Consider the following 24,738-nt stretch of genomic DNA (forward strand, 5'->3'; position numbering starts at 1 on the left):
GCAAATAAAGCCTAAGAGGGAGGTGAAATCATGCCATCAATCACAGTCAGAAACGTACCGGATGAGGTTCATCGCGCGTTGCGGGTTAGGGCCGCACAGCATGGCCGAAGCGCCGAAGCTGAAATTCGTGAGATACTGGAAAATGCCGTTCAGCCAGAAGGAAGGGTAAAACTTGGTTCTTTACTTGCCGGCATTGGTCGCAAAATCAATATGAGCGATGATGAATTTTCGATCTTTGAGCAGAGCCGAGATAAATCTCCAGCCAAACCGGTGGATTTTGAATGATACTGTTAGATACAAATGTAATCTCGGAACCGTTGCGTCGTGCTCCTGACGCCCGTGTTATTAAATGGATTGATGCGCAATCACTGGAAACGCTCTATTTATCTGCGATAACCGTGGCAGAACTGCGTTTTGGAGTTGCTAGCCTTCCAGTTGGAAAGCGACAATATGAACTGCAAACCAGCCTGGAAAATCAAATTTTGCCGCTGTTTGCCGGACGTGTATGTTCGTTTGATATGGGCTGCACGACCGCTTATGCTGAGCTTATGGCAAAAGCCAGATCTGCCGGTTTAGCAATAGCTGCAGCAGATGGATACATTGCGTCTATTGCGGCGACTAATCGATTTAGTGTCGCGACACGAGATGTCCAACCATTCCAAGCCGCAGGTGTCAACGTTATCAATCCTTGGGATGATTAGAATGACTCAGGGTCTAAACTGGCGTCAGAGCAAGAATCAACTACGGTTTATTTTACTCTGACCCTGTTTTACGCCACACCCAGATTTCGGAATGCAGCAAATGGATGACTGGTCGCATGATCGATGCTGACCCTTTGACGAGAAGAAAAAAGGGCTGAATTCAGCAGGTAAGATAGCAATCGAAGGGAGAATATCGGCAAGAAACCGTTCCAGATCAAGAGGATACGTTCCTCCGACGAGCCTGCCTGCCTGGCGCCCATTCTCGGAGCGTATCCTCTTGACCTTCCACTCCCTCAGTGCTATTTCAAGCCGCCGAGGAAGTTGTGTGATTTGACCATGCTTGGTGGGTAAGGGAAATCTCCGTTTTCCCCGTGACTAAACTTATCATGGATGACCCCATTTAATTACTCACACACTTTATGCGCGGCGACGTATCGCAAGGGAAGAATCCCCTTGAAAAATCACATTAAATATTGCATTGCTACAACATTCAAAGGCTGCACAATTTCTTTTCAACTATCTCAATGAATCTCAATCTTGGGGGGGGCTTAGGATGAAATATGAAGAATCGAAATCTGGAAATATTGCTGACTCTACAGTTGATAAAGGTCGGCGAAGTGCCATTCGCAAAATTGCTGTAGGTGTGGGGGTTTTGGCTGGTGTTTCAATTCTTCCTGAGAAGTGGACCCGGCCGATAATAGGCCAAATAACCCTTCCGGCCCATGCTCAAACCAGTGGATCCCTTGATCCTGGATATTACTTGGCTTCTACTGGAATCGTCATAAATTCCAAAGGCTTTCTCGATACTCTGGGTAATTTCCTCGTCGCGGATGCAGTTGCAGCACCAATATTAGTCTTTGTTGCGTACAATTTTGAGATATGTGTTACAGGTAATGGATCCGTGACGTTTCTCTCCGATGTTGCTATAGATACCACTACCGGCGGAGGCCTTTGGTCTCCTGGTGGTTTGTCAGGTTCCCTTTTAAGCGGAGTAACCTCCGGCGTTCCATACGATCATTCGCCTGCCGCGGGTGATTGGACATTCACTCTTACCTTCCAGATTATTTCAGCCAAAGGTCTTAACGCAACTCTGACGCTTTTCGATAATGGTGTTTTCCAAAGCACGACGACAATAACATTTCAATATCAAAGTGCCTCCTGTTCTGGTTAATCACAAAAAATACCAGCTTCTTACGGCTCTCGCTCATGCGAGTGGAAAGCCGTAACCGGTGTTTTCTGCAAATATATTTTTTGGGGTCAGAGAAAATTAAAAAAATCCTCTCTTCTCAGTCCATCCGGGCGCCCTTCTTGTAGCTATTGGAGTCAAAGAACAAATAATCGTCTTGTCGTATCCCCCGCAGGCTCTCTCCCGTTTTTTTTCGGTACCCGTCAATCGCCCATGCAGGTGCCAACCCTCCTAGCGGCCTGCACCATTGGATGGTCTTTGGGCACCAGGTTCTTTTTACCGACGACCTCGGACAGCGGCACCGCCTTGGTGCCGTTGCGGTCAGCGGCGATCATCACCCCGCCGATACCCCGCTCGATGCACTCGACGCAGGCACTGCCCAGGCGGGTGGCGAGCATCCGGTCGGCGGCCGACGGTGTGCCGCCCCGCTGATAGTGGCCGAGGATGGTCACCCGCGACTCCAAGCCGGTCATTTTTTCCAACTCCTGGGACAGCCTGAGGGTATGATTGCTGCGGTGGGTGGTGAACTCAAGGAGATCCTCCTCGATCTTCTTCAGTGCCTTGGCGTCGGCCTTTTCCTTGGCCTCGGACTTGGCAGTCTTCAGACCGGTGTAGCGCTGGTAATCAGCCTGAGATAGCGCCCCTTCGGCTACGGCGACAATACTGAAGTTGGTGCCCCGCTGCTTTCTCTTGCGAATGGCTGCGGTCACCGCCTCCAGATCGTAGGGAATCTCCGGGATGAGGATGACATCGGCACCTCCGGCAATGCCGGCGCCAAGGGCCAGCCAGCCGGCATTATGGCCCATGATCTCGACGACAATAATCCGGTGGTGGCTATGGGCGGTGGAGTGCAACCGGTCGATGGCCTCGGTGGCGATCTCCATGGCGGTGTCAAAACCGAAGGTGATATCGGTCATCGCCACATCATTATCGATGGTCTTGGGCAGGGTCAGGATATTCAGACCCTTCTGCGCCAGGCGGTAGGCGTTTTTCTGGGTACCGCCGCCGCCGATACAGATCAGCGCATCAAGGTTATGGTGCCGGTAGTTGTCGCAGATTACCTGGGTCATATCCATGATCTCGCTGCCGACCGGCATCTTATGCGGCTTGTCGCGGCTGGTGCCGGAAGGTAAGGTAAACTGGGGTCAGAGTAAAATTAAACAACGGTTTATTTTACTCTGTTTGAATGCATAAGTGAGAGGTCATTGCAGGAAACCTCCAAGCGGTTCACAATGTTTGTGTAGCGCACAAACTGGTGGGTCGTATCCAACGATAGGATCCGCCCAAAAATGATCCCGCAAGGAGGTTCCCATGACGACACTTTACTACATCGGGTTGGACATTCACAAGAAAGTCATTGCATACTGCATTAAAGCGATAGACGGTCGTCTCGTTGGAGAAGGGATGATTGCGGCAAACAGGAAGGCTGTAGACGAATGGGTCCATAGCTTGCCAGGGCCATGGGTTGGAGCTATGGAGGCAACTATCTTCACTGGTTGGATCTATGACCACCTGGCGCAGCATGCCGTAGAGTTGAAAGTTGCACATCCCGAGATGCTCAAGGCAATCACCGCTGCCAAGAAGAAGAACGACCGCGCCGATGCTGCGAGAATCGCTGATCTCCTGCGGGTAAACCTCCTGCCGGAATGCTACATGCTGCCACAAGAGATCCGCGAGTTACGGCGGATCCTGCGGTACCGCAATCACATTGTGCGAACTTCGGTAAAGATGCAGAACAAAATGGCCGGGCTCTTACTGGAAGTAGGGGCTGAATACAACAAGACTCGCTTGAAGGGAAAAAGATATTTCACCAGACTGCTGGAGACGGTCGAGGACATTCCACAATCGGTGAAACAACTTTTGCAATTGAGTCGTACCGGTTTCGAGATGTTTCATGCAATCCAAAAGCAGCTGGTGAAGGCATTGCGCACAAACAGTCTGATACAGGACCGAGTTGGAAAGCTCATGACGATCCAGGGAGTAGGCGAAGTAACCGCATTGACCTGGGTACTGGAAATAGGCGAACCGGCAAGATTTGATTCAATTCGGCAAGCCATCAGCTACTGCGGCCTGTGCAGCGCACAACGGGAATCGGCCGGCAAGGAGCAAAGGGGTCCGATTTCCAAGAAACGCAACAAACATTTGCAAACTATGCTCATTGAAGCGGCGAAGATAGCTCCGCATTGGAATCCGCAACTGGCTGCCATTCATGAACGGGAGCTACAAAGAGGCAACAGAAACAGGGCAACCCTTGCTGTTGCAAGAAAGCTGGTTGCGTACATGTTGGCGGTAGACAAAGCTGTAAGTGATTTTATCACCCGGGAGGTACAGAAGGCGGCCTGAAAAAAACATATTCCCTGCTGAACTGATGATCTTCCCGCCCGTCCTCGCTGAATTGGGGTCTTTGCATGCACAATTGGCAATGCAACATTACTCTGTTTCGAGGCGGGTGGGTTGGCCCAAACTCAATCTTCTGCGGAAGTCGTATCCGGTGATGAGGAATTTTTCCCCCACCCAGATTTCGGAATGCAGCAAATGGATGACTGGTCGCATGATCGATGCTGACCCTTTGACGAGAAGAAAAAAGGTCTGAATTCAGTAGGTAAGATAGCAATCGAAGGGAGAATATCGGCAAGAAACCGTTCCAGATCAAGAGGATACGTTCCTCCGACGAGCCAGCCTGCCTGGCGCCCATTCTCGGAGCGTATCCTCTTGATCTTCCACTCCCTCAGTGCTATTTCAAGCCGCCGAGGAAGTTGTGTGATTTGACCATGCTTGGTGGGTAAGGGAAATCTCCGTTTTCCCCTTGACTAAACTTATCATGGATGACCCTGTTTTATGTGTACAGGCAAACAACGCTTCACCGGGAAGATGAAACAAAAGATCGACTCAGCCAAAGGCAGAGCCATCTATGGCATGCGCCTGGCGGTGGGCGAGCCACCCTTCGCCCATATCCGTTCGGCGCTAGGCCTTGATAGTTTTACTTTACGAGGGAAGGCAAAGGTCAACACCCAATGGAATCTTTTCTGCATTGTCCATAATCTCATAAAAATATTCAGGTATGGGGTGGGATTTGCATAAATACCCACAGAAAGAGATAGGATCGGCGTTTATAAGGCCATGTTTTACAGGAAATAAGTAGCTGGGAATGAAGTTTTAGAAGCAGAGGATTGTATAAGATAATTTTCGGATTTCTCTATTTCCGATTGAGTTATCTCAGCATCTGAGAATATGGGATTTTGAAATAGACTTTTTCTACAGACTCGTTCGCCTAGCAACACCGAAGATAACGACTGAGTGTTGTAAGCATTGACAACACATTCTGTTGTTGTTAAATTCTCCAACATGAAGGCGCAACTATTACTCAACCAACGTCAGCCGATTTCCGAAAACGCCTTTGTTGAAATGGTAGTATGGCGCTTGCCATCACCAATTTCTGGGAGTATTCACGAATTCAAGTATCGACTCGCTCTTGTTATAAACGGCTCTTGCGAGCTTCGCTACGATAACGAAGCGGGTAAAGGCGACCACAAACACATAGGTGAACGCGAAATTCCCTACATTTTTACTACGCCTCAAGCATTGTTGAATGATTTCTGGAATGACGTCGATAATTGGAGGTTCTAAAATGCATACCGTAACTTTGGAAATCTCTTCTCGAGAGAAAATCAACAAACGATTTTTGCAGGCATTTGAGGGTGAACCTCAAGGGGAGTTTATTAGCTTCGACTCCCCCGCCCTTCTTTTCAAAACGCTTTCTGGCAAGCGCTGGGAGTTATTGAAAATCATGACTGGTGCTGGACCGATAACAATTCGTGAGGCAGCACGCCGAATAGGGCGAGATGTAAAAGCCGTGCATAGCGACGTGCATACTCTTTTGAATACAGGCTTATTACAAAAAACTGACGATGGCCGTATCGTCTTTCCTTTTGACGCTGTACATGTAGATTTCATGCTGAAAGCAGCCTGATCCAAATTAATGGCGGAACAGCCAGTCCAGCCGACACCGGGAAGACCACGGTTTTGAATTCTTACATCAGTGGCCCGGTGCGGCTGACCAGCACGGTTTACCGGTAAACTGGGGTCAGAGTAAAATTAAACAACGGTTTATTTTACTCTGGCCCTGTTTTATGTGCGGCCTCCTGGATATGATTTGCGAGCACAGCAGCGCAAGCTGAATTCCTTTGTCCATGAATACAATTACGAACGGCCTCATGCTGCCCTGGAATTAGATACCCCTGGTTCGGTACATGTGAGTTCACGGCGGCAGTATAAGGAAAAGATAGACGAGTGGGTGTATCCGAGCTACTGTCAGGTACGCAGAGTATGTAGAAATGGAGCATTGCGCTGGCGCTCCACCAAATGGGTCATGATATCTACCAGTCTTATGGAAAAGAACGTCGGCCTAGAAGAGATTGGGGAAGGATTATGGCGCGTGTATTTCAGGCAGAAAATGCTAGGCTATTTTGATGAAAATTCGTTAAGAATACAGGATGAATTAGGTAGGCTAAAGAGGAATAATGTGTAAACGATGTGATGACACAACTGTAAACTATGTGCTGAACTGAACACGAACAATAAAAGTCAACGCTTTGCATTGTTATTTGCACATCATATGAGTACTACGATACTGGGATAAAAATATTAAAGTTATAAAAATTTAACGATAATAGCAAACAATAAACTCTAAAAAAAGATAGGCGCAGAGACACTTAACGAGGTTAATTCTGAATAATATTCGGAGGAATGTTCTATGAAATTTTATTGCAATTTGATTATTATTTCCATTTCTTTAATTTTTCTATCAAGTTGTGGAGACTCCAAATGTGCCAACCTGCAAGTTGATTATAATAAATGTTTCTCGGCAACATTGGAAACAATAAAGAAAGCATCCCAAGACTCCTCCTATAGAACCGGTAACTTTTCAAAAGATATGGATTCATATCTTGACAAGCTATCATCCTTATCGTCAAAACTATGCAATCCAAGCGAGTTAAAAAAGGCGAAAGAAGAAATAGAATGTCTTAAAGGACTTAAAACTGCATTAATTTCGAGCGATGAAAGGCTTATCAATGAATATTCTACCTGTTTATCTAACATGAACCCTTGGCACTCTAAGGTAGTGGAGCGACTGCGTTGATTTATATTATCTCCAGTAATTCACTGAGAGTATTCCACCGATTGAATCTAGAAAATAGACGGTGTTCAAGGGACAGCATTCTTTATTTCAACCAAAACATTCTGCGAACAAACCGCAGATGTTCGCGGTGATAAGCTCTAATACTCTGCAATCACACAAACATGAGACTACTGTTGTTCACCTAAACCTTAGCTCAACTAGATTTCAGGTTAAGATTGTTCGCTCTGATTGGCCATTATATTGCCAGGCGTGAAGGTGATCTTCGACATTTCACATCACGCCAAGAATTTTCATAGGTGGGTATCTGTAAGATGTGGTTAAGGCTTGTTAGTGAAAATTGTCAGATCAGGTCTCAATTTCTACAGTTCAGCAGTGTCGTAAATCGAGACCGTTTATTCGCTAGGAGCTGCTGTTCCTTCTTCGAGACGCCCTGGTATTGAAAAACAACTGAGGGTATCACTTGGGGGGGGATTACAACAGGGATGGCGGCGATATAAAAATCGCAGCGGTGGGCAGTGTCAGGGGCATCGGTCTAGCGTATTCAAGGTTTTAAAGAGCGGGCCCCCTAAAACCTAACCATCATCACGGTGATATCATCGGCCTGGGGGGCCTTGCCGGCAAAGGCGAGGACGCTTTCGACAACACCTGCCACCACCTTGGCCGACGACAGTTCGCCCATGTCTTTGAGGACACCCAACAACCGCTCATCGGAATACAATCTGTCCTCTTCATCCATGGCCTCGGTGACCCCGTCCGAATACAGGAAGAGTCCTTCGCCTTCAGCCAGAGTCACCCGCTTCATCGCGTAGTCCATATCCTCCATTGCCCCGAGCAATACCCCGTCGGTTCCCTCAAGGAAGACTGCCTCACCGCCTCTGCCCAGCAACACTGGCGGGTTATGGCCGCCATTGGCGTAGAGCAGTTCCCTGGTGCGGATATTGACGATACCGCAAAAGAGGGTGACAAACATGCCGGTGGTGTTGTCGCGACTCAATTGGTCATTGACCTCGCGGAGAATCTGGTCCGGATTGAGTCCTTTTGCCGCTGTTGCCTTGAGCATGGTCATGGTTACCGCCATGAAGAGGGCGGCGGGAACGCCCTTGCCGGAGACATCGCCCAGGAAAAAGCAGACACGCTCGTCATCGATACGGCAAAAATCATAGAGATCGCCGCCCACCTCTCGGGCCGGCTTGAGCAGGGCGTGTAGGTCGAAGTCCGGAATGTCGAGAAAGGGCGGAAAGATCTTCGGCAGCAGACTCATCTGAATATCGGTGGCGATGCTCAATTCACTCTCGATATGCTCCTTGGCGATGGTGCTGGCCAGGAGGTCGCGGATATGCTCCTTCAAGGAATTCTTCATGAAGGTAAAGGATTCAGCAAGGACGGCCACCTCGTCACCGCTCTTTAGGGCCGGCACGGTGACCTCCAGATTGCCGGTGGCCATGTCGCGGGCGACGGCGGAAAGGCTTCGCAGCGGGCGGGTGATGGTTCTTGACACCAGCCAGACCATGAGGATCAGTACCAGCAGTCCGGAGATGCCAAGAGATATCGCAGTTTTTCTGAAGGCATCGAGGTCGGCCATCAGCTCTTTTTCCGGGAAGAAGATCCCCAGCGACCATTTACTGAAGCCGATCGGGGTGATATAGACCAGGCCCGACCGTTTCTGGATGTCGCCGGTAAAGGGGAAAAAGCCCGATTCCCCGGCCAGCATCCGTCTGCCGATGGCCCGAAGTTCCGCGTCGTTTCTGGCCTCGGCGATACTGAAGATCGTTTCGTTGAGGACCCAGCCTTTCTCGGGATGGGTGATAAAGGAACCGTTCCGGGAGATCAGAAAGCCGTAGCCGCTTTGCAGGACGCGTATCTCCGAGACAATCTTTTCCAACCATTCAAGAGATATATCGGCGGTGATAACGCCGGTAAAATAGGGCTTGCCCTCCTTCTCGCGGTAAAAGGGCAGGGAGTAGGTGGCCATGAGGATGTCGCCACCGCCCTCGTCGTAATAGGGCTCGCTCCAGCTTGATTTGCCGGTTTCCCGGGGGATTTGATACCAGTCCTGGTAGAAGTAGTGATAGCCCTTGCCGCCCAGATGGGTTATCTGAAAGCCCGTGCCTTTGCGGGATAAATAGGGGGAGTAGTAGAGGCGGGCGGGGTCGAAGGCATAGGGCTCGAAGGCGATGGCCGAACCGAAGACGTTTTGGTTGATATGGAGGGTGCCGCGCAGCACACCGATGATCTTCGACTCGTCCATGGCAAAGGTTTCCAGCACCACATCGAGGTTGTCCGGCACCTTTTCGACAGGGGCGAGTTCCAATTCGATGCGGTGGGCGATCCGCCTGGCGAGGTTATGGGCATTTTCCTCGACATTGTGGAGGATGGTTTCCCGGGAATTGAGATAGCCGACGGTGAAGATCACCAGGAATACCAGGGCCGATCCGGTCAGAACCGACGCCCCCATGCGAAAGGCAATACCGCCCCGTTTAATCATGATCAGCACACCTCTGGGAGAAGGAGGTGAAGGGGGCAACTGCCGTTATCAGCCCATTGGCAACGAGGATATCACCTACCCGCTGGTAGTCCTCGGCAGGCAAATTACCAAGCTGAGCGCCTGGCGGCCCCGAGGTAGCCACTTCACGAATCCGGTCGAGCATCCAGCGTTGATGCACCCGGTTGGCCGGGACATGGGCGGCATCCATGACCCGCACCATCAGGTCAACCGCCTCGTCGGGATGGGCGAAGGCGTAGCGCCAGCCCTCCATGGAGGCAGCGGCAAAGGCACAGGCGGTTTTAGGGTCGCGGTCGAAGGATTCCTTCAGCAGATAGATGCCGTCTTCCGGAAAATTGAGGCCGTAGTCGTCGAAGGCAAAGAGCTGCATCTCCTTTGGGTCGAGGCCGGAATTGAGCAAGGTGTGATATTCGTTGTACCACATCAGTGAGGCGACCTGGACCCCGTCACGGAGGAAGAGGTTGACCGGGCTGTCGGTCGTCACAATCTGCACCTTGAGATTGAACTTATCGAAAAAGGCCTGGGGCTGGATCTGAAAGTCGGCCGGCCACAGGGCAATTTTTTTGCCGTGCATGTCGGCCGGCTGCTTGATGCCCGAGCTGGTTTTGGTCACCAGCATCAGGGTCGATCGCGGGATGATCTGGCCGATATTGACCACCTCCAATCCCCGGTCGGCCAGCTGAAGCGCCGAAGAAAGCCAGAGGGTAACGATATCGGCCTTCTTCTCCCGCAGATAGTCGATGGGTGAGTGTGCCGGACCGCCCTGGATCATGGTCAACTCGATGCCGTGCCGGCGATAAAAACCCTTATGCTCGGCCATGTAGTATCCGGCAAACTGCGCCTGGGGCAGCCATTGCGGCAGGAAGGTGACTTTTTTCAGTTCGGGCGGCTCTGCGGCCAGGGCCAGGGAAGAGCAGAGGAGCAGCCAGGTAAGGTAGAGATATTTGAGGATGGATGGCCCGGGCCTGGTCATTCGCGCACCGCCGGGTCTTCAATAAAGAGCACCAGTTCCAGGAGGTTGCGGCCATTTTCCCGCCTATACCGAACATCATCCATCAGGCTACGCACCAGGTGGACACCTAAGCCGCCAATGGTCCTGGCAGCAAGCTCCACCGACAGGTCCGGGCCGGCGGCATCAACCAGGGAGAAGGCGATCCCGTCATCCTCAATGCACACCAAGAGGAAGTCCTTTTCCGCTTTGTAGGAGATCCGTACCCTGCCTTCTCGGTCAGGGTAGGCGTAGCTGCAGATATTGACCAGGGTCTCCTCCAGCGCCAGCTCCAGGTCGTTGCAGCGGTCTTCGGTTACCCCCAGCGCCCGCGCCGCGGCAAGCACCGGACCGATGAGAAGCGGCAGGTTTTCCAGTTTCGCCGGAAGCTCGGTGAATACGGCTTCTCCAGGCGGATTATTGGCTGGCAAGGGCGTCATCCCGGGTATCGAAATGTTTGAAAAGGGTGAAGAAGCCGGAGATCTGAAAGACCTTTTTCACCGAGCCTTGAGTCGCCGCCAGGCGGATGTCACCACCCTTGGCCTTCTGCTTTTTGGCGGCGGTGAGAAAGACCCGCAGGCCGGCGCTGCTGATATATTCCAAGCCGGCAAGATCGAACACCAGCAGTTTTTCCTCTCGGCCGAGGGCCTCGGCCAGCCCCTTTTCAAAGGCCGGGGCCGAGACCGTGTCCACCCGGCCGCAAATACGGGCAACCAGGGCCTTTCCTTCCACCTGTACTTCAATTTCCATTGTGTTTCTCCTTGCTTGATCTATCCCAGTCGGCTCGAACCATGTCGAGAATTGTCTTATAACGATCATTGGCGGTGCAAATCCCCTCCCAGTCGGGGCGTTTGCGGATTTTCTGCATCAGCAGGCCATCAGTGTCAAACCAGCGCGGCAGGGCTCCGCCAAGAAAATAGCCGTTCTGCCGCAAAATTTCTACCGCTCCGCCAACCCACGGCCCGGCGACATTTAACCACATCTGAATGACCAGTATACCCTTTTCCTCAAGTTCTTTCTCAAGCATTGCAAGCCTTGCCGGAAAATCAGGGCCGGCGACGTGGATGGCGACCCTGGCGACCCGGGCAAAGTCAAAGACCTGGGTGCGCAGGTCGGTGGCACTCCCGGTTATTACCCCGTCTTCAACGAAAAGCATTTCCCGCTCATCGCTCAAGTCCTCATAGAAAAATCGCAGTTCCTCCTCGTAGATCTTCGGCAGATAGACCCTGTGGGGCTTTTTTCGGTAGGTCCGAAAATCGAGAAAGGCCGCAACCCGCCCAGTGGAACTGGCCTCTTTTTCATAGGCTGCGGCCGGCATCAGATCCACCTCCAGTGCCCTGGAGGTAAAGAAAAAGCGGGCGGTGAGTTTCTGGGTGTAGAGATGGTTGCAGACCGTCTCGCCGAAAACAATGTCAACGCCCGGCACCGTATAGGCAAGGTCAAAGCTGTGTGCAATTATTTGAGTGAAAATGCCTTTGCCGCCTCGGTAGGCCGCATGGACCGCGCCGGCACCGGATTCATAGATTCCCGGATGGGGCGCGCTATTGAAGAGGGCGTTATGGCCGACGATATCTCCCGTGGCGGTTTTGGCGACGCTGGAAATGGTCCGGTTGGCGGCGTTTTCGGCAATCAGCAGCTGTGGTTCCATATAGGTTCTGACCGGATAGTTGCGGCCATAAACCGAGATGAAGAGCCGAACCAAGCCCTCAGCATCCTCCGGTTGAAACCGTTGGACCTGCCATTCCTGGCCTGCCGGGATATCACGGTCCGGTTGTGCTGGAGTCGTCATTTTTGGTTTTTCCTTTTATGATCATAAGGATCGCGGCCAACAAACTCATGCCGCCACAGAATATATAGAGTGCCTGGTAACCAAGACCGGCGAGCATTGGCGCGCCGATCAATGGGCCGAGAAAAAAACCGGCCTGGAACATCTGCAGGCCAAGGTTGATATTGAAGGCGCGAACCCGGGGCTTCGAGACATCGAACATCAAGCCGTTAAAGACCGGCATGGCGATCCCCCAGCCCAGACCGAAGATCAGCCCCAAGGCAAAGAAGAGCCACTTGCCTGGCACATAGGCGAGGACGAAATAGGCGAGCCCCAGGGCGAGAAGACTCCAGGCGGCCAGATGGCCTTTATGCATCCGGTCGAAAACCGAACCGGCGACGACCCGGATACCGATCTCACCCACCGTCGACAGGGTCAGAAAGATCCCGGTAAAGGCCAAGCCGAGAAATTGTCCGTAGCCGTCGAGGAAAAAGAAGACCAGGGCGTGGCCGCAATACAGCAGCAGCATGGCGGAAAGAATGCGGAGGATATTGAAATCCATAAGGTTTTGAAGGATTTCGCTGCCGGTAAGGGCCGATGCGCTGCCTTCTGCCTTTCGGTTCTGGCCCTTGCCGGAGACCGCGAAGATCAAGGGGATGATCAGCAGGGTGAGGGCGGCAAAGAGCAGGAGTATCCGAGTGAATCCACCCAGATGCGTCTCTAAAAACGGCAGGAAAGGGGGGACGAGGGTGTTGGGCAAAAGGGTTGCCACCGCCAGATAGCCGAAAAACTGCGCACTTTTTTCCCTGGGGATGACATCGACTACGAGGGTCATAAGGGCGGTGCCGAGGACTGCGAAGGAAATACCGTGCAGACAGCGCACCAGGATCATGCTCCAAAAGCCGGTTGCCAGGCTGTAGGCGGCAAGAGAACAGACGGCCAGGCCGGTGCCGAGAAACAGCAAGGGCCGGGCGTTGCCGGAATGAAAAAAAGGACTGATGATCGGCCGGACGATAAGCGATACCGCGGCAAGGACACCGATGAGCAGACCGTAATCGGCGGGCAGGATCGGCAAGGTATGCAGATAATCGACAAAGCCGAAAAAGACCGAGATATTGGCGTAGGCCAGGAAGGCAGCAGCCATCAGGCACAGGAATTTCCGGGAAAGGAGCTGTCCGAGGACGGAAGTCTCGGGGTTTTCAGTTGCCGGAGAAGGTGCTTTGGACTCCATCACTTTTCGTCCTCCGCGTGTTGGCCGGTGGTGTCGGGAGCCTGGGTGGCGGAGTAAACGGTCGGCAGGCGCAACAGCAGATTGCCGGCAACCAGCCGGCGATACTCGGCACTGGTCCGGACATCGCTGATCGGAGCAAGTTGTTGTTGCACAAGGGGAACTATCGCTGCGATGGTCTCGGTGGTGAAATTCCGGCCGATAAGGGCCGCTTCAATGTCCGGCAGACGCACCACCGTTGGGCCGACGCTGCCCCAGGCGAGACGGGCCGTGTCAATCCGCCCGGACCTGGCAACGCCGAGTACGGCGGCGAGGCTGGCAACCGCGCAGGCCATCGCCTCACGGAGGCCGACCTTTTCAAAGTATTGGAAGGTGATGCCGGCAGGCCTTGGTATGAAGATGGCGGTAAGGATCTCCCCCGGCAAAAGGGCGGTTCGTCCCGGCCCGAGGATAAAGGCTTCCAGCGGCAGCTGCCGCTTGCCCTGGGGCGATTGCAGCAAAACCCTTGCCCCGAGGACGGAGAGTGGCGGCAGGCTGTCTCCGGCCGGTGAGGCGGTCATGATATTGCCGCCGAGGGTTCCGGTGCGGCGGATATGGGGCGAGCCCAGTTTTTTCAGGGCCTGGCTGAGGACGGGGAACATACCTTTGATTTTCTCGCTATCCAGCAGCGACTCATGGGTGACACCTGCGCCGATGTGCAGACCTTCGTCACCTTCGACAATGCCCTGCAGCTCGCCAATCTTCTCCAAACCAATCAGGGCCGGCGGATTGATCCGTCCGCTGCGCAGCCACACCAGCAGATCGGTACCGCCTGCAAACAGCTGGGCCCCAGGGTGATCTGTGCGCAGCCGCCACAGTTCCTCAAGGGTTTCGGGCAGGAAGACCGGCCGCGACGACCCCGCTTTGCCCTGCACGGCAGGAGACGGATGGGTCAGGGCAGCTTCTTCCTGTCTGGGCAGCGATATCGGTGCAACTTCGCCAACGTCCTCAATGGCCTCGATAATCTTCTGGTAACCGGTACAGCGGCAGAGGTTGCCGCTGATCGCCTCGACCACCTCCTGTCGCGCAGGCCTTGGCTTGCGTTCCAGCAGGTCTGCTGCTGTCAGGACCATGCCGGGCGTACAGAAGCCGCACTGCACCGCTCCCTTGGCGGCGAAAGAAGCCTGCAGCGGATGCAGGTTGTCGCCCTGGGCTAAGCCCTCAATGGTGGTCAGCTTTTTTCCCGGCAACTGGCCGGCCAGCATCAGGCAGGACAAGCGGCTGCGGCCATCAACCAAAATGGTGCAGGCGCCGCATTCGCCGGTGCCGCAGCCTTCCTTGCTGCCGGTCAGCCCCAGATCCTCTCGCAACAGATCGATTACTCGGCGGTCGGCGGGGGCCTCTAGCGTTTTGGTTGCCCCATTCAGTTCAAAGGAAATCTTCATACAACACCACCTTTTGATAGGGCTGTCAGTACCCGCTCGGCAGTCAGGGGAAAGTGGCACAGCCGCAGGCCGCAGGCATCGTACAGGGCGTTGGCGACCGCTGCGGCCGGGGCGTCGATGCCGATTTCTCCGGCGCCCTTCAGGCCATAGGGGCCGGAATGCTCAGCGATAGGCAGGGCAATGGTCTCGATCCTCGGTACATCGGCTGCCGTTGGGATAATATAGGTGGTGAGATCCCTGGTTTGCATTTTGCCATGATGGACGATGAGGTCCTCGGTCAAGGCATAACCGAGTCCCTGGACCACGCCGCCTTCCTGTTGGCCGGCAAAGATCTGCGGATTGATGATCCGGCCGCAGTCGCTGACCGTCAGGTAATCGATCACCGCGATCCTGCCGGTCAGTTCGTCCACCTCCACCCGCGCCAGGTGCAGCGCATGGGAAAAGATGGTGTGGGGGAAACCGTGCATGCGCAGGTTGGTGTCGGGATTTGCTGCTTCCTTTGAGACCGGCGCCCGGAAATGGCTGGTTGCCAGGCGCTCGGCAGGGTTCAAAAGCTGTCCCAGCCGGGCAAGCGGCACCTCTTTGCCTGAAGGCAGATGGCAAATGATGCCCGGAGCCAGCAGCAATTCCTCAGGGTCTGCGATCATCAACATGTCGGCGGCCCTGGCCAGGAGGCGCTTTTTCAGCGATTCGGCGGCGGCAATGAGGGCGTTGCCGAAGGTGTAGGTGGTCCGGCTGGCCGAGGCCGAGCCGCAGGGGAAGGTTCGCTCGGTATCGGGAAGCACCAGGACCATATTGTCCGGCGGCTGGGAGAGGATGTCTCCGGCCATCTGCAGGTAGGTCGCGGCATTGCCCTGGCCCATATCAACGACGCCTTCCAGGATGCGAAACCGGCCCTCCTCGGTAAGCTCGATCCCCGCAGTCGCCGAATCCGGCACCACCGGGCCGTAGCCCATACCGTGGAAGACGCAGGCAAGGCCCGTACCCCTTTTGTGGAGCGGCGGGGCGGCTGCCTGCCAGGTCGATCTTTCCTGCCACAAGGGATGGTTCTGCACTGTCTCCAAACAGGCCGTAAGGCCGATGGAGCCCTGGCGGGTGATGCCGGTCGGACAACGGTCGCCACGGACCAGGGCGTTCTGCAGGCGGATGGTAAGGGGCGAGATGCCGAGTCGTGCCGCCAGCATATCGATCATCGACTCCATGGCGGTGGCCACTTGGGTAACGCCAAAGCCGCGGAAGGCACCGGATAGCGGATTATTGGTATAGACCGCCCAAACCCTGAGGTGGCTGTGGGGGATGCGGTACGGCCCGCCGGCATGCTCGATGCCGAGTGCCGCCACCGCCCCGCCCAGGTGATCGTAGGGGCCGGTATCGAAGTAGATCCGGGCGGACAAGGCCTTCAGCCTGCCGTTTTTCTCAGCCCCCAGGCGGTAATAGAGGCGGGCCGGATGGCGTTTGGCGCCGGCGACAAAGCTCTCTTCCCGCTGCCACCACATCTTCACCGGCCGCCCGGGGATGCGGAGCGCCGCAAGACCCAAGAGACCCTGGACGGTGATGCCATCCTTGCCGCCAAAGCCGCCGCCGCAGTAGGGAGCCTTGATGCGGATCCTATCGACCGCAAGGCCCAGGGCCTCGGCCACCTCAAAGCGGTCGCGAAAGGGGGTCTGGGTGGAGATGGTCATCTCCAGGCTACCGTCTTCTCTTGCAATCGCCCAGCCGTTTTCCGTTTCAAGAAAGGCGTGGGCCTGCCAGGGTAGATCAAAACAAGCCTCAACGATTGCATCGCAGCCGACAAAGGCCTCGTCAACATCGCCCTGACGAATTTCCGCTGCAAAGAGGGCGTTGCCGCCCGGATGGTCGGCGTGGAGAAGCGGAGCGCCTTCCTTAAGCGCCTCCTCGGGGTCGAAGACCGCCGCCAGGGGTTCAAGATCAAGGACAATCCGGGCAAGGCCCGCCTGGAGAGCAGTCATGTTCTCGGCTATCACCAGGGCGACGGCGTCGCCGCAATGGCGCACCTTGTCGTCCGCCAGCACCGGCTGATCGCGGCGGATCACTCCCTGGCGGTTGCTGCCGCCGACGTCTTTTGCCGTCAGCACCGCCACCACGCCCGGTACCTGCAGGGCGGCCTCGGTAGCGATGTCGACAATCCGGGCATGGGGGACGCCCGCCCGTTTTGCCCCGGCCCAGAGGAAATCCGGTTCGTAGTCATCGACGGCAAATTTTTCCGCCCCGGTGACCTTGGTGAGGGCGTCCGGGCGGATCATCGCCTCGCCGATCTGAAATACCCGTTTGTTATCGGCCATTTTTCATCACCTGATACAGCGCCTCAACGAGGGCGTTCATGGCCTCGGGCAGGGCCACGGTTATGCGGATCCAGTTGGGGAAGCGAAAACCCGCCATGGCGCGCACCATTACCCCGTGCATCATTAGCTTGCGGTAGGCGAGGCTGTCGTTCATCGGCAGGCGGACCATGAGGAAATTGCCCTCGCCGCAGACGGTGGTGAGGCCGAGGGCCGCCAGTTCGCCCTGCAGTCGGGTTTTTGTCTCGGCGACTAATTTCCTGGTGGCAAGGACATGCTCCTTGTCGTCGATGGCCTTCAGGGCCGCCTCCTGGGCCAGGCCGTTGACCGAATAGACGACGCAGGTGCGACGGATGATGTCCACCACCTCCATATCGCCGGCCAGGTAGCCGATGCGCAGCCCGGCAAGGGCGTACATCTTTGAGAAAGTCCTGAAGATCACCAGGTTGGGGTATTCGCGGAGCAGCTGCATGCCGTCCGGGAAGTCGTCTTTTTCGACGAACTCGCAGTAGGCCTCGTCGATGACGACGATCTGCCGGCCGGCGACCCGGTCGAGAAAGCGCCGCAGCTGCGCCTCGTTCCAGTAGCTGCCTGTCGGGTTGTTGGGGTTGCAGACGAAGAGGATTTTCGTCCGTTCGTCGATCCGGGAAAGCATCGCCTCGTCGTCAAAGCCGTAGTCGCGCAGCGGCACCAGGCGCGCCTCAAAGCCCGAGAAGGTGGCCACCCACTCGTAGACCGCGAAGGTCTTGTCGGCGGTGATGATGTTGTCGCCCTCCTGGCAGAAGGCCTTGATGACGAAGCTGATGACCTCGTTGGCGCCGTTGCCGACCAGGAACTGATCGGGGTGCAGGCCGAAGATGTCGGCCAGCCGGCAGCGTAGGTGATAGGCGTCGCCGCTCGGATACACCGAGGCGCGGGGCGCCGGGTAGCTCTCGATGATCTTCCTGGCCTCCGGCGGCGGCCCCAGCGGATTCTCGTTGTTGTTGAGACGGTACAAACGGGAGCAGCCGGCCATCTTCATCAGCACGTCGTCGGGCTTGCTCGGGATGTAGGGTGAGAAGTGCTTGATGTATTCCGGTACCAGCAGCTCGATATTTGGTTTGTTGATCATTGCCGCACCGGTCATGGGGTACCTGCCAGGGCAAAGACAACGATGTCGGCGACGCCGGCGTAGGGGAGGATCAGCCGGGGAACGAAACCAAGGCTGAACAGGCCCGGGGTAAAACCCGACTGCCAGGAGACGCCGAGGTCCATCTCAAAGAAAATCGAGCCGATTTCCTCCTGGCGGAGAAGCTCGACATGGGCGGCGAGATTGGCGGTGCTGTCCGCCCCCGGCCAGATCGGCCGGAGGGTGGCCTGATGCAGGCGGCGGTCGGTGTCGACGCTCAGTACCGAAAACGCCTCCTGCTCCTCGCCGTCGGCTGTCACCGGCTGGATGTCGCGGGGAAAGAACAGCCGCCGGTACTCGCCCTCAAGGAAGGATACAAGTTCCGGGTGGCTCCAGACGACGCTGCCGGTGTCCTCGTGCATCAGGCGGAACTGCGCCTCGGCGGTCGTGGCGTCGCCATCCTGGCTTCCGCCGTCAACGCTGTCCAGCACCTCCAGGTAGCCCTCCGGCAGCTGCGGCGTCGGCATACGGCAGATCAGGGCCAGGGCCGGAGTCCGTGCCACGTCGCCGATACAGGTTTCCAGCAGCTGGCGGGCCATATCCGGGTGGCTGTCCGGGTGGAAGACATAGGGGCCATAGAGCTCGACGGTCTTCGTGCCTTGCCACTGCCAGGCCAGGCCGCCGCCGATCTCGCCGGCCGGACCGACGGCGAGGAGGATGCGCATGTCGCCGGCCGCCGCCATATCGACGATCTTGCCGGGGTAGTGGAAATCGAGTGGGAAGAAGCGGGACGGGCAGCAGCCGTTTACCAGACGGATAAACCACTTGATCTGCGCCGCGTCGGGCGACTGGATGGTGAACCGCGACAGGGCTTTGGCCGGATGTGTCGGCGACTCCGCCGCTATCTCCGGGTAGCGCAGCTCCTTATCGAGGACCAGCTGCAGGTTACCGCTGGTCGGCCGCAGGACGCGGAAGCGGTCGGTCATCCGCGAAGCGATGAGCAGGCCCATCTGGTCAAGGCCGGCCTCGTCGTCGACGTTCACCGTGGTCGTCATGTTGAAGGCGCGCAACTGCAGGTGCGGCACTGGCAGGGTAAACGTCGTCTCGATAAAGTGGCTGCCGGCCAGGCACTGTACGGCCAGCTCCTGGCCAGCGACGCCAAGGCCGCTGAGGTAGGCAACCACCTCCTCGGCGGCCAGCGCCATTTCATCCGCAGCCTCCTCGTCGAGGCCAAGGCCCCTTGCCGCCTGGCCGACAAAGCCGGCGGCAAGGGGGATGAATCTCTCCTCGACGGGCATCTTTAGGGTAAGCGGTTTGTCAATCCTGCGAGGCATCGGCATCTCCTGTATGTGAGACATGGGGGAACTTTCTTCTGACAGCCGAACTGCCCGGTTTATCAGCCCGGCAGTTCGGCATACGGCAATCGCTTTTCTCAGTATATGGAAATTACACCAAGATGCAATATCTGCGAGATACTATTAGAAAACGTGATCAGACTATTAGTTGTGGCTGTCTGTGGTCACTGCCACTCAATTTTCCCATCACGGTATGGTTCGTTGGTCGGAAAGCCGACGTTTGAATAGACTCTTTTGCCATCTTTATTTGTCCAGCTGTAGACCGGCCCTTGTTGTTTCTGGGTGCGCGTGTTTTGAGAACTTTTGGTGAATTCGCTGGTAAGCACATTGAATTTCTGCTGGACCGCCTGGTAGCCCGGAACATGCGATGCCGAATACAAATACAGTGAAATGGCGGAAACATTGAGGAGGACGGTGAGATAAAATACGACTTGAAACGATACTTTTCTCGATTTGTGGTGAAGCCATCTTTGGGCAATCAGGGCGCCCGGCCACCCGCCGATCATACTGAAAAAATGAAGTATCTTCTCCGGCGTTCGCCGTTGGTCATTTTGTGCTTTTCGCTTATCCCACCAATAAAGAACAAATGTAAAGATGCTTAACAACAGATAGGCTATCAATATAACAGGGGCCAATTGTTTAGAAATGACGAAATAACCAATGCAAAAGAAAAATAAGACGGACAGGCTCGAATAAAAAATATCGAAAAAATGGTCCCATCTCCTTGGATCCCGTTCTCCTCGAAACAAAATCCTCTCCGCTCTGGGTTTGCCCTCCGGACTTGTCGCTATTGTAAACGAGACTTCGTCTCCGACAACCGGGTCTCTGGACTGATTGACGAAGCAATTCTCGTGAAAGAAAATATCAGGCTTCCCATTGACCGGCTGAATGAATCCGAAGCCCTTGCCCCTTTGCCATTTGATGATTTTTCCTTTCTGTCTCATCCGTCCACCTGAAGATTGGGTGCAGTCCTGCCCTCATGGGCAGGCCCGTCGCCACGGTGATATTTGTGTTTAGGCGATTACAGCCTGATCAGCTGCGGTATTTCCATTGACACAAGCGCCAAAGAATCACTGCGGCATCAGCGCGATCACCCCCCAGCCCAGGTATTCACGGGTGTAGGTGGCGTAGCGCACGGGTTCCGAGGTCAGTCTGGCACGGACATCTTCCGCCAGCTCGTCGCTGGGATTGGCCTCAAGCCATCGACGCATGGTCAGCCACTTGGCCGCCTCGTATCTGTCCCAGCCGTCTTGATCGGCCAGCACCATTTCGACAAGGTCGCAGCCATGCTGGCTAAACGACGCCAGCAGTTGCGGAAGCGGAAGAAAGTCGGCAATCGAGGTGGCAAGACACCCCCTGGCAATTTCTTCCGTCGGCGGGGCCTGCCGCCAGTAGGGCTCGCCAATGAGGATGATTCCTCCGCTGCGCAGGCTGCGGGCCAGAAGCTCGATAGTGCCGGCGACACCACCGGCGATCCAGGTGGCGCCGACACAGGCTGCCACGTCGGCCTTCTCGTCGGAGACATAGCCAGCGGCGTCGCCATGGATGAACCGGACCTGATCGGCGACGCCGAGTTCCACGGCACGGAGCCTCGCTTGCTCGGTAAACAACCGGCTCATGTCGATACCGGTGCCGACGATGCCGTGATCGCGTGCCCAGGTGCACAGCATTTCCCCGGAGCCGCTGCCGAGGTCGAGCAACCGGTCCCCGGTTTTTAGACGGAGAGCTGCGCCAAGCGTTGCCAGCTGATCGGCGGTGATCGGGTTGTGGATGCGGTGCGCACTTTCGGTGATGTTGAATATTCGTGGTATGTCCATGGTGATGATCATTTATGCGAGGAAGAAGTCAATGCAGTAATTGAGAGTAGTTGGAGTCAGAATCGAATGGCGCTAATTTAAGGTGATTCTGTCCGGTATCTGTTCCGATGTTGAATCTCCTTCATTCCGTGTCTTGGCCTCGTCATCAATTGGCAAGGTTTGGGTGTACGTTTCAAACATCTTGGCTCGCTTCTTTCTGGCCTATCCGGGATCATGCAGTGTGCCAAGGTAAGGTGTAAATCGGCCATCATAGACACCTTGGCTCGGATTTAAAACTCAGCGATCTTTCTTTTTTGGGATGGTAAGTTATTTCTTTTAATAACTGTTTTTACAGGAGGTCTTGCTTGCACCTGTAAGCGGTAACGAGAGTATTTCCCATTGACCACAGAGTATTCAATAAACAAATCTTTTCCCTCCCAATGAATGTTGTCAATTGTAACAAAGTCCTCCCAATCCTCATTTTTTGGATAGCCCCCCTTACTGTGCCAAAGATATGCTGTATTGGGAGGCTCATTGGGGAGCTGAACTGTTTCATCGAGATACGCTGAAACGCCTACCTCTGGTTTTGTGTCTTTCATTGCATCGCCAATTGCACAATAACGCTCAAATACAAAGGCTTTAGATCCCGCTTCAGAGGAAGCCATTTGCAAGATGTTGTTTTGGCAAATCGTGTATTTTGCATCTTGTACCAAGAGAAGAACAAAGAAAATGTACGCTGCAAAAGTTCCTACATGAGCGCAATATCTCTGAATTTGTCTATATCTATTCTTACCATCATTCCGGTTATACTGATCAAATAAATTTAAGGCAAAGTACGCCGCCCACGAGAATGCTCCGCCGAGGATCAAAATTGCATTCAAACCATATGTTCCAGTATGTTCGTCAAGAAGACCTGTTAGAACAAAAATCTTTTTTGAAAAAAGTCCGAAAAATACAAATGCGAATGAAAGACAAATGAAAAAGATGCGCTTGGCTTTTGAAAGTGCGTATTTGGCAGAGGTTTCAATTAATTTTTTACTTATAATTTCCCCGAGGGGAGTGCTTAACGAATTTCGCTTTTCTGAAATAATTTCAGACAGGTATTTCAGGTCTACTGTATATGAAACATAGCGTCCAGGACGGATATACAGCCAATTTTCTGAACCAAAGAATTTATCCGAAGTTGAAACACTTAGGTAGTCAGCACGGTTTGATACTCTAAGAGCTATTAATCCTGGCCTGTTAAACTCAACTTTTTCTATTTCAGAATATGGAAGTTTTTTAAAACCCAAACCTTCAAATGATATACCTTCATCATCTAATATCAAGACAGGATGTTCGTACCGATATGAAGATAAAGAATTAAGAACGTAGACCACACATCCGACGATAATGAGGAGTACACCACCCGACAACAAGAAATGATTAGCTTGCCCCAGGAAGAGAAAGCACCCTCCACCCAATACCACGCTCAAAGAAAAAGCTAAAAACTGGTAGTCCTTTTCAAGAAATACTTTCATTGCATTTTACAGGTGTACCAATAGTTACCGGAAATCAGATATTTTTATAAACGTCTAGATATACCCATGGTGTTAAAACCCAAGTAAGTAATTGGGGCCAGAATCAAATTAAAAATTCATGCATCACGGTAATTAAATGAATTCTGGTTCCGTTTTCCTATGAACATATATCCATATGTCAAGATTGACCACTTCCGTGATCCATATTTTATGATTTGCCCGTTATTGACTCTCTAAAATTCGTGATGCATTTACCAAACTCAATGCCATAAATTTTCTTAAAAATTTTATCATGGTCACTGATAGTTGTGAGTTCTTTCATATATGATAAAAATTTTTCCTTTCCAAATTTTTCTATGAGATAATCAACTATGCAGGCAAATTCGGAATACATGAATGTAATTCTGTATTGAACATCAAGATTAATCCGGTCTTCTTTCTTCGTCTTGAAATATTCGGGAGGCATGAAATTGCCTTTTTGTATATAATTGTAGGTTTCTTTTTTTGAAGGATACCAAGATGTTCCCATTTGATTGGCACTTTAAACAGCGATCCCCTCAAGCAACCATTCCGGGTAATTATAAGCTCTTGAAATACCTGAATGCTGATGCAGTAAACAATGAGACAATTCATGTGTAAGATAAATCTCTAATGAGATTTCACCCTTTTCAGCTTCTTGTAATGCCCATGGGGAAATAATTAAGTCACCATTATAGAAAGCGCAAAATCGTGTATTTGATATTGAACGTTTATGATAACTGTTTTTGTCCTTAAAAATGAATATTCTTGGTTTTTTAAAAAACTTCCATTCATGAAACTTTTCAACGTTGGGAATTAATGAATCAATCTTATTGAGATCAGGGTGTTCGGCGCCTTCTTGAACATAAACTATTGTGTTTGGTAGTTCATTTATAGAGAAACCGATTATAAGCGGGGAATAAGGGAATAGCTTGCCAAATAGAAAGCTATAGACAACTAGCCCCAAGATCAAAAGGGAACCAAAAGCGATTGCATATCTCAGTTTATTCTTCATCAAGTGTTTGTTCAGCGTGGTGGTCAACCGTGCTGGGCCATCTACTTGAAAATTGAACACCGCAGCCTTCCCGATATCGGTTGGAATGGTTGTTGGAAGATATGCCTAGTCCTAATATATAATATTCTGATGATTCAAGGTGTTAGTGCTTTGTTACCATGATTTTTACGTAACAACCAGAGTTCGTTAACGAGAAACGTGAAAGGTATCAAAAATTTTGCCACCGCAAATGCTAGAACAAACCATAAGCTGAGCATTACAAGTTTGCCTTCACTCGAACCTGGAATTGCAAGGGGTGTGATTGACAGCAATAGAGCTCCTAAACCAATTAACGCCATTACATAAGTGGCCTGGGAAAAATTATTAGAGCTTGCTTCAAATGTCCGATTTTTAAAAATAAAAAATAACCTTCTTGTCACCAGAAATAGCATTAATGCCTTAGAAAATAACTCAACAGTCAAGCCATACCGATAGCCTAGAATTTGAACAACAAAGATCGGGATTGGTTCTGAGAAAAGGGCAAAACTTATATTTGTCATCAAAAGGTAGCCTGCTCTAAGCCCTGCTTTGAGCATAAGCCAAGTAGAGACATCAATAAAAACGCTTACAGATACAAGAATAAACAGCAGCCGATAAATAAAATTTTTCATTTGGTTACCAATAGTTTAATAAGTTAGGAGTATCTGGCATA

23 protein-coding genes and 1 pseudogene are annotated in these 24,738 nt (G+C 53.1%); 8 read left to right on the forward strand and 16 right to left on the reverse strand.

The window, feature by feature from the left end; genetic code table 11:
- The first annotated feature begins 30 nt into the window (after positions 1-30).
- The 3 genes from OEL83_04310 to OEL83_04320 all read left to right on the forward strand — a co-directional run bounded on the left by OEL83_04310 (position 31) and on the right by OEL83_04320 (position 1,872).
- Positions 31-285 (forward strand): Arc family DNA-binding protein, encoded by a 255-nt coding sequence (locus tag OEL83_04310; GenBank protein ID MDK9706254.1) that lies wholly within the window; start codon positions 31-33, stop codon positions 283-285.
- The gene (locus OEL83_04315) at positions 282-701 is read left to right on the forward strand and encodes a type II toxin-antitoxin system VapC family toxin (GenBank protein ID MDK9706255.1); all 420 of its coding nucleotides are present in this window, start codon (positions 282-284) and stop codon (positions 699-701) included. Before OEL83_04310 ends, OEL83_04315 begins: the two co-directional genes overlap by 4 nt.
- A gap of 553 nt (positions 702-1,254) precedes the next feature.
- Positions 1,255-1,872 (forward strand): hypothetical protein, encoded by a 618-nt coding sequence (locus OEL83_04320; GenBank protein MDK9706256.1) that lies wholly within the window; start codon positions 1,255-1,257, stop codon positions 1,870-1,872.
- 218 nt (positions 1,873-2,090) lie between these two features.
- Here the strand turns inward: OEL83_04320 and OEL83_04325 are convergent.
- Positions 2,091-2,999, reverse strand: a pseudogene (locus OEL83_04325) (ATP-dependent 6-phosphofructokinase).
- 199 nt (positions 3,000-3,198) lie between these two features.
- Between OEL83_04325 and OEL83_04330 the strand changes: the two are divergent.
- The 5 genes from OEL83_04330 to OEL83_04350 all read left to right on the forward strand — a co-directional run bounded on the left by OEL83_04330 (position 3,199) and on the right by OEL83_04350 (position 7,027).
- A complete protein-coding gene (locus OEL83_04330) occupies positions 3,199-4,230 on the forward strand; it encodes an IS110 family transposase (GenBank protein MDK9706257.1) in 1,032 nt (343 codons plus the stop codon).
- 495 nt (positions 4,231-4,725) lie between these two features.
- A complete protein-coding gene (locus OEL83_04335; GenBank protein ID MDK9706258.1) occupies positions 4,726-4,968 on the forward strand; it encodes a transposase in 243 nt (80 codons plus the stop codon).
- A 228-nt stretch (positions 4,969-5,196) separates the two neighbouring features.
- Complete coding sequence (locus OEL83_04340) at positions 5,197-5,514, forward strand: DUF6516 family protein (GenBank protein MDK9706259.1); 318 nt, start codon at positions 5,197-5,199, stop codon at positions 5,512-5,514.
- A gap of 1 nt (position 5,515) precedes the next feature.
- Positions 5,516-5,857, forward strand: a complete 342-nt coding sequence (locus tag OEL83_04345) for a transcriptional regulator (GenBank protein ID MDK9706260.1) — start codon at positions 5,516-5,518, stop codon at positions 5,855-5,857.
- A 783-nt stretch (positions 5,858-6,640) separates the two neighbouring features.
- Complete coding sequence (locus OEL83_04350) at positions 6,641-7,027, forward strand: hypothetical protein (protein MDK9706261.1); 387 nt, start codon at positions 6,641-6,643, stop codon at positions 7,025-7,027.
- Between the two features lie 565 nt (positions 7,028-7,592).
- On the opposite strand, the gene OEL83_04355 is transcribed toward OEL83_04350, so the two are convergent.
- From OEL83_04355 to OEL83_04425, 15 genes are all read right to left on the reverse strand, one after another.
- Positions 7,593-9,512: a SpoIIE family protein phosphatase gene (locus tag OEL83_04355; GenBank protein ID MDK9706262.1), complete on the reverse strand. Its 1,920-nt coding sequence runs from the start codon at positions 9,510-9,512 to the stop codon at positions 7,593-7,595.
- Positions 9,505-10,503, reverse strand: coding sequence for an ABC transporter substrate-binding protein (locus OEL83_04360; protein ID MDK9706263.1), 999 nt, complete (start codon positions 10,501-10,503; stop codon positions 9,505-9,507). The genes OEL83_04355 and OEL83_04360 overlap by 8 nt, the downstream gene beginning before the upstream one ends.
- Positions 10,500-10,958 carry an ATP-binding protein gene (locus tag OEL83_04365; protein MDK9706264.1) on the reverse strand — a complete coding sequence of 153 codons (459 nt, stop codon included), beginning with the start codon at positions 10,956-10,958 and terminating at the stop codon, positions 10,500-10,502. Before OEL83_04365 ends, OEL83_04360 begins: the two co-directional genes overlap by 4 nt.
- Positions 10,936-11,268: an STAS domain-containing protein gene (locus OEL83_04370; GenBank protein MDK9706265.1), complete on the reverse strand. Its 333-nt coding sequence runs from the start codon at positions 11,266-11,268 to the stop codon at positions 10,936-10,938. The genes OEL83_04365 and OEL83_04370 overlap by 23 nt, the downstream gene beginning before the upstream one ends.
- The gene (locus OEL83_04375) at positions 11,258-12,307 is read right to left on the reverse strand and encodes a hypothetical protein (protein MDK9706266.1); all 1,050 of its coding nucleotides are present in this window, start codon (positions 12,305-12,307) and stop codon (positions 11,258-11,260) included. Before OEL83_04375 ends, OEL83_04370 begins: the two co-directional genes overlap by 11 nt.
- Entirely contained in the window at positions 12,279-13,514 is a 1,236-nt protein-coding gene (locus OEL83_04380) for an MFS transporter (protein ID MDK9706267.1), read from the reverse strand. Before OEL83_04380 ends, OEL83_04375 begins: the two co-directional genes overlap by 29 nt.
- The gene (locus tag OEL83_04385; protein MDK9706268.1) at positions 13,514-14,935 is read right to left on the reverse strand and encodes an FAD binding domain-containing protein; all 1,422 of its coding nucleotides are present in this window, start codon (positions 14,933-14,935) and stop codon (positions 13,514-13,516) included. Before OEL83_04385 ends, OEL83_04380 begins: the two co-directional genes overlap by 1 nt.
- Positions 14,932-17,238 (reverse strand): xanthine dehydrogenase family protein molybdopterin-binding subunit, encoded by a 2,307-nt coding sequence (locus OEL83_04390; GenBank protein ID MDK9706269.1) that lies wholly within the window; start codon positions 17,236-17,238, stop codon positions 14,932-14,934. Before OEL83_04390 ends, OEL83_04385 begins: the two co-directional genes overlap by 4 nt.
- Positions 17,228-18,361, reverse strand: coding sequence for a histidinol-phosphate transaminase (gene hisC, locus OEL83_04395; GenBank protein MDK9706270.1), 1,134 nt, complete (start codon positions 18,359-18,361; stop codon positions 17,228-17,230). The genes OEL83_04390 and hisC overlap by 11 nt, the downstream gene beginning before the upstream one ends.
- Positions 18,358-19,677, reverse strand: a complete 1,320-nt coding sequence (locus tag OEL83_04400; protein ID MDK9706271.1) for a hypothetical protein — start codon at positions 19,675-19,677, stop codon at positions 18,358-18,360. Before OEL83_04400 ends, hisC begins: the two co-directional genes overlap by 4 nt.
- A 185-nt stretch (positions 19,678-19,862) precedes the next feature.
- On the reverse strand, positions 19,863-20,642 hold the full coding sequence (locus tag OEL83_04405) for a DUF1294 domain-containing protein (protein MDK9706272.1): 780 nt from the start codon (positions 20,640-20,642) through the stop codon (positions 19,863-19,865).
- Positions 20,643-20,768: 126 nt separating this feature from the next.
- Complete coding sequence (locus OEL83_04410) at positions 20,769-21,515, reverse strand: class I SAM-dependent methyltransferase (GenBank protein ID MDK9706273.1); 747 nt, start codon at positions 21,513-21,515, stop codon at positions 20,769-20,771.
- A 269-nt stretch (positions 21,516-21,784) separates the two neighbouring features.
- Positions 21,785-23,014, reverse strand: coding sequence for a hypothetical protein (locus OEL83_04415; protein MDK9706274.1), 1,230 nt, complete (start codon positions 23,012-23,014; stop codon positions 21,785-21,787).
- Positions 23,015-23,555: 541 nt separating this feature from the next.
- Positions 23,556-24,107: a hypothetical protein gene (locus tag OEL83_04420; protein ID MDK9706275.1), complete on the reverse strand. Its 552-nt coding sequence runs from the start codon at positions 24,105-24,107 to the stop codon at positions 23,556-23,558.
- Between the two features lie 74 nt (positions 24,108-24,181).
- On the reverse strand, positions 24,182-24,697 hold the full coding sequence (locus OEL83_04425; protein ID MDK9706276.1) for a hypothetical protein: 516 nt from the start codon (positions 24,695-24,697) through the stop codon (positions 24,182-24,184).
- Positions 24,698-24,738: the final 41 nt, after the last annotated feature.

This window comes from Desulforhopalus sp., from assembly GCA_030247675.1.
Lineage (GTDB): Bacteria > Desulfobacterota > Desulfobulbia > Desulfobulbales > Desulfocapsaceae > Desulforhopalus_A.